This window comes from Terriglobus sp. YAF25 (assembly GCF_052113305.1).
Taxonomy (GTDB): domain Bacteria; phylum Acidobacteriota; class Terriglobia; order Terriglobales; family Acidobacteriaceae; genus Terriglobus.
Map to the genome: position 1 here is coordinate 1 of NZ_JBFRCY010000566.1, position 3,117 is coordinate 3,117.

Genomic DNA, 3,117 nt, shown 5'->3' on the forward strand with positions numbered 1-3,117 from the left:
CAGCTATGCCGAGGTCTGCGAGAACGTTCGCGATTTCACCGTTGCCGAATCCGAAAGTGGCGTCTTTCTTGGCTGCGGTGCCCTGCATCTCTATGGCCCGCATCTTGCCGAAGTCCGTTCCATCGTCGTGAAGCCTGAGGCGAAAGGCCAGGGGGCGGGCGGCAGAATCCTGCGTGCCCTCCTTGAGGAGGCCGACGACCACGGAGTCCCTTCGGTGTGTCTCTTCACCCGGATTCCCGACTTCTTCTTCCACTTCGGCTTCCGCATCACGATGGATCGCGCGGCCCTGCCGGACAAGATCTACAAAGATTGCCAGAACTGCCCTCGCCTGCACGCCTGCGATGAGGTAGCCATGGTGCGCGGCCCAATTCCCCGTGTCGCTGTACTTGGTCCCAGTCGCGTGCAGGACTCAGATCTGGTTCCCATCCAGATTCCATTTAGCGGCGAGCGGCACTAAGCCCTGAACAGATAGAAATAGAAGAGGCAGAGCTCGCGCTCTGCCTCTTTCATTGACACGATAACTTCAGGGACGCCACACTAGGCCATGGAATAAAAGCCGTCGCGCTCGCGAAGCTCAACCTCCGTATCGAAGAGCTGCGAGAGCTTCTCACCGGTCAATAGGTCACGTTTTGCGCCATCCGCAACGATGCGTCCATCCCGCATCATGATGACGCGGTCGATCTCCGGCRGAATGTCTTCGATGTGATGCGTGATCAGCAGAATGCCGGTTCCCCGCTGCGCTAGGCGCCGCAGCGTCAATCGCAGGCTGCGCTGTGCGGAGATATCCAGCGCATTCGAAGGCTCGTCCAACAGCAGCATCTCGTTGCTGCGCACGAGGGCACGCGCGATCATGACGCGACGCTGCTGACCGGCAGACATCTGTCCGACCAACTTTTCACCCAGCACTTCGCCTTCGACCAGGCGCAACGCATCTTCTGCTTTGGATCGCATCTCGTCCGTGATGGTGAGATTGGGCCAAAGAGTCGAACTTGAAAAGAAGCCGGAGACCACAGCGTCCAGGCCGGTCGTCTTGAGCGTTGGCTTGCCTGGCAGCTCCGGAGAGACCACACCCAGACGGCGCCGCAGCTCCTGCAGGTCCCAGCGTTCGCGACCAAAGATACGGACGCGCATCCCAGGCTCGACCAGCGGATAGATCTCACAGGTCATCGCTTTGATGAGTGTGGACTTGCCGCAGCCGTTCGGCCCGAGAATCACGACGTTCTCACCTGGGCGAATGCTGAGGTTGATATCATGCAGCACCCGCTGGGAACCGCGTGCAACATTCACATGTTCGAACAGGAGAAATGGCTCAATGCTGGCTTCGCACATCAGGCCTTCAGAATATCGTTCTGAAGGCCTGAAAATCCTTATGCACTTTGAAGAAGTCGTTATACCGCGATGGTGAAGCTGTCTTCACTGCGAGTGACCGCGCGGTACATGGTGTCGCGCTCAAACGGAACCCGGCCGGCCTCGCGGATCAGGCGTTCCAATTCAGCGCGACGCATGCCCTGAGGTGTGGTAGCACCGGCATCGTGATAGATCTTCTCTTCTACTACGGTGCCGTCGATATCGTCCGCGCCAAAGCGCAGCGAGATCTGGGCCATCTTCGGCGTCACCATCTGCCAGTAGCTCTTGATATGCGGGAAGTTGTCCAGCATCAGACGGCCGACCGCAATCTGCTTGACGTCGAGCATGCCGGTCGTGCGCGGTAGATGTCCCAATGGCGTGTTATCAGGATGGAAAGCCAGCGGAATGAAGGTCTGGAAGCCACTGGTCTCATCCTGCACGGCACGCAGCTTCAATAGGTGATCGACACGATCCTCTTCGTTCTCGATATGCCCATAGAGCATGGTGGCATTGGAACGAAGGCCAGCCTTATGGGCCAGACGCGCGGTATCCAGCCACTCGGAGCCATCGATCTTGTGGTCGCAGATGATGTGACGAACGCGGTCAGCGAAGATCTCCGCTCCGCCGCCCGGGCAGGAATCGACACCAGCAGCCTTCATGCGCTCCAGCACTTCAGGAATCGTGAGCTTGGCGCGCTTGGCAAGGAATGCGACCTCCACCATGGTGAAGGCTTTGATATGCACTTTTGGGAAGCGCTCTTTTAAGCCGCTGACCAGATCCATGAAGTACTGAAATGGCAGATCCGGATGGAGACCACCGACGATATGAAACTCGGTTACAGCTTCGGTATAACCCGCGCCCGCAGCCTCCCAGGCCTCTTCCAGAGCCATGGTGTAAGTGCCGGGAGCATCTTTCTTGCGGCCGAAGGCACACAGGCGGCAACTTGCGACACAGACATTGGTCGGATTGATGTGCCGGTTGACATTGAAGTACGCCACATCTCCGTGCAGTTTTTCGCGTACCCAGTTGGCCAGCCAGCCTACGGCCAGGATGTCCGGACTGCGGTAGAGAGCGAGACCATCCTCATAGTCCAGCCGCGTGCCGGAGAGGACCTTGTCCGCAATGGGCGCAAGGCGTGGGTCGTCTGTCTGAAATGCATGGCGCGGCCGCGAGGAGATTGAGGTAGCTGTCATCGCACTTCTATTCTAATCCTCGCTGCGGCCGGTTATCTCACTGCAGATTCGACCATCCGGGGCTGAAGTACTATGCCATCGTAGAGGGTAGCCCCAATCAGGTGATCTCCCACCGGACGGACGAAGCGAAGGTGCCATCCTGTGTCCCAGAAGGCAACATGGTCATCCGCGAGGCTCACAGCGAAGGTGAGGGTCGTCGAGCTGTTTGCCGAAATCAGCATCCGCTTTCCCGCGCCGTCGTAGAAGATGCTATTGACGTCTGCTACGTGGAGATCCGGGAGGCCCTGCCAGCTTGTCCCGGTATTAGAACGGAAGACTCCCTCGCGCCCTCCGGCCCAGAGACGTCCTTTGTCATCGATTCCAATCGCGGTGATCTGGGCAAGTCCACCAGGCATCGAAGCCTCAGTCCACTGCTGCGTCGCCGGGTTCAGGATTGCAATCCGGTGAAGACCGGCAACCACAACATTTCCACCCGGCGCAGCTCCGGAATAACGGAAATCATCACTGGTAAGTGACGTGATCCGCCATGTGATTCCGGAGTCGTTGCTCTGCAATATCCCAAGAGCAGTTGTGGCAT

General features: G+C 58.4%; 4 protein-coding genes. 1 reads left to right on the forward strand and 3 read right to left on the reverse strand.

The features are described 5' to 3' along the window. Positions 1 to 457, forward strand: a 457-nt coding sequence (locus AB4043_RS20160; RefSeq protein ID WP_442307898.1) for a GNAT family N-acetyltransferase, incomplete at its 5' end; no start/stop codon positions are given. 80 nt (positions 458 to 537) lie between these two features. On the opposite strand, the gene AB4043_RS20165 is transcribed toward AB4043_RS20160, so the two are convergent. From AB4043_RS20165 to AB4043_RS20175, 3 genes are all read right to left on the reverse strand, one after another. Next, a complete protein-coding gene (locus AB4043_RS20165; protein WP_442307899.1) occupies positions 538 to 1,329 on the reverse strand; it encodes an ABC transporter ATP-binding protein in 792 nt (263 codons plus the stop codon). 59 nt (positions 1,330 to 1,388) lie between these two features. Continuing rightward, the gene (gene mqnE, locus AB4043_RS20170) at positions 1,389 to 2,540 is read right to left on the reverse strand and encodes an aminofutalosine synthase MqnE (protein WP_442299772.1); all 1,152 of its coding nucleotides are present in this window, start codon (positions 2,538 to 2,540) and stop codon (positions 1,389 to 1,391) included. 32 nt (positions 2,541 to 2,572) lie between these two features. After that, the coding region (locus AB4043_RS20175; RefSeq protein ID WP_442307900.1) for a WD40/YVTN/BNR-like repeat-containing protein at positions 2,573 to 3,117 on the reverse strand (545 nt) is incomplete at its 5' end.